Below are 1469 nucleotides of genomic sequence, written 5' to 3'. Positions count from 1 at the left end.
ACCGCGGGCAGTCCCCCCGGGGGCGGGTCCCTTTCCGTAAACCACCCCGAACCTCCCCAATCCGAGACTCGATGACAGAGCATAGCCGCCGCCTTGCCATCCCGGTAAGAATTGCCTCCATCCAGCGAGTATGGCATTTTTCTTCCGTATCTGCATGCAATATTTTCCGCATTTGCAGAGCTTTTGTTCCGCGTTTTCGATGGGCTCGTCCACTGTTGCGGTGTCTTCGACCAGCGGCTGGGTCAGGCTGGTTCGCCAGCCGCGCGCAGCGGCACGATCGGCAGCCAAGCGGCGATCTCCTCCGCCCGCATCCCCGACACCGACAGCGCACCGGACTCCACCGCCGCATCGAACCCGAGCAACCCGGTGGCCAGCAGCAACCATGTACGCGGATCGGTCTCCACCACATTCGGCGGCGTCCCCCTGGTATGCCGCGGCCCCTCGATGCACTGCACCGCCACGAACGGAGGGACCCGCACCTCTACCGAATGCCCTGGCGCATCGGAAGCCAATGCCCTGGCCGTCCCCCGCACTGCCGCCGCGATCTCGGCCCGCCCGGGCGCCCCCACCTCCGCGTCCCGCAACCACTCCCCCACAGCCCACACCGCCGCCCGCACCTGCGCTGGATCGACCACATTCCGTCCTGCCATACCCAAGACGCTACCGACCTCGGACAATCCCCAGAGCCGAGCGGGCCGCCCGATATGACCAGATCGCCGTGTCCCGAGACGACCGCTGGTGGATGATCCGAATCCCCCAGATGGACGGTGTCAACGGCAATATCGAAGGGCTCACCCAGGCGCGTCGCTACGCCGACATCGCCAAGGAAGCAACCGACTACATCTGCACAGTCGCCGACGTAGCTCCCTCGACTGTCGAACTCGCGATCACCGCCCACGTAGGCGGAACCGATGTGACGGCCGCCGCGGAAGAGGTCTCGCGAGCACGCGCGGAGGCTGCCCGACAGGAAGCTCACGCCATGAAGGTCGCGACCGCGACCGCGCGACGACTGGCTGCCGACGGAGTCCCCGTCCGCGACATCGGTGCCGTACTCGGCGTGACATTCCAGCGCGCATCCCAACTCGCCAACTCCTGAACACGCTCTCCCCCGGGGAGCCATCGGCCGCCGCGACACGGTGACACCACGGATCGACTCGGTCAGCCGTTTCCGGCCTGCAATGCGTCGATGCGCAGGTCGAGGTACTCGCGCATCATCTGGCGGGCGTCGGCGGTGCCGCCGAGGAGAGCCAGGCGTTTGGTGTGGGCCAGCAGGAGCGGGCCGGAGAGGTGGGCCAGGACGTCGGCGGTGATGACGCGGGCTCGTTCCTCGGTGGCGCCGAGTTCCATCGCCGCGGAGACGATGGGGGCGAGGCCGGACAGCATGGCGGCGTTGAGGCCGGCGTTCAGTTCGGCGCCGAGGCCGTGGGGGCGGATGCCGCCGCGGAAGAGGTAGAAGCCAAGGTCGAGGC

General features: G+C 67.7%; 2 protein-coding genes and 1 pseudogene. 1 reads left to right on the top strand and 2 read right to left on the bottom strand.

Annotated elements, in window-relative coordinates:
• Window positions 1-242 precede the first annotated feature (242 nt).
• Window positions 243-650 carry a sterol carrier family protein gene (locus tag ACFWPJ_RS32660; RefSeq protein ID WP_378857351.1) on the bottom strand — a complete coding sequence of 136 codons (408 nt, stop codon included), beginning with the start codon at window positions 648-650 and terminating at the stop codon, window positions 243-245.
• Between the two features lie 92 nt (window positions 651-742).
• On the opposite strand from ACFWPJ_RS32660, the gene ACFWPJ_RS32655 reads away from it, so the two are divergent.
• On the top strand, window positions 743-1096 hold the full coding sequence (locus ACFWPJ_RS32655; protein WP_378857350.1) for a HicB family toxin-antitoxin system: 354 nt from the start codon (window positions 743-745) through the stop codon (window positions 1094-1096).
• 62 nt (window positions 1097-1158) lie between these two features.
• Here ACFWPJ_RS32655 and ACFWPJ_RS32650 read toward each other — a convergent pair.
• Window positions 1159-1469: pseudogene (locus ACFWPJ_RS32650) on the bottom strand (TetR/AcrR family transcriptional regulator); the annotation flags it as partial.

Origin of the sequence: Nocardia sp. NPDC058497 (assembly GCF_042720195.1) — a bacterium.
In the GTDB taxonomy this organism is placed as follows: Bacteria; Actinomycetota; Actinomycetes; order Mycobacteriales; family Mycobacteriaceae; genus Nocardia.
Note: the sequence above shows the minus strand (reverse complement) of the source record. Positions and strands in the feature narration are given on the sequence as shown.

Coding starts and splice junctions, on each gene's coding strand:
- ACFWPJ_RS32660 (WP_378857351.1), bottom strand. CDS start 650: ATGGCAGGACGGAATGTGGTCGATCCAGCGCAGGTGCGGGCGGCGGTG.
- ACFWPJ_RS32655 (WP_378857350.1), top strand. CDS start 743: ATGATCCGAATCCCCCAGATGGACGGTGTCAACGGCAATATCGAAGGG.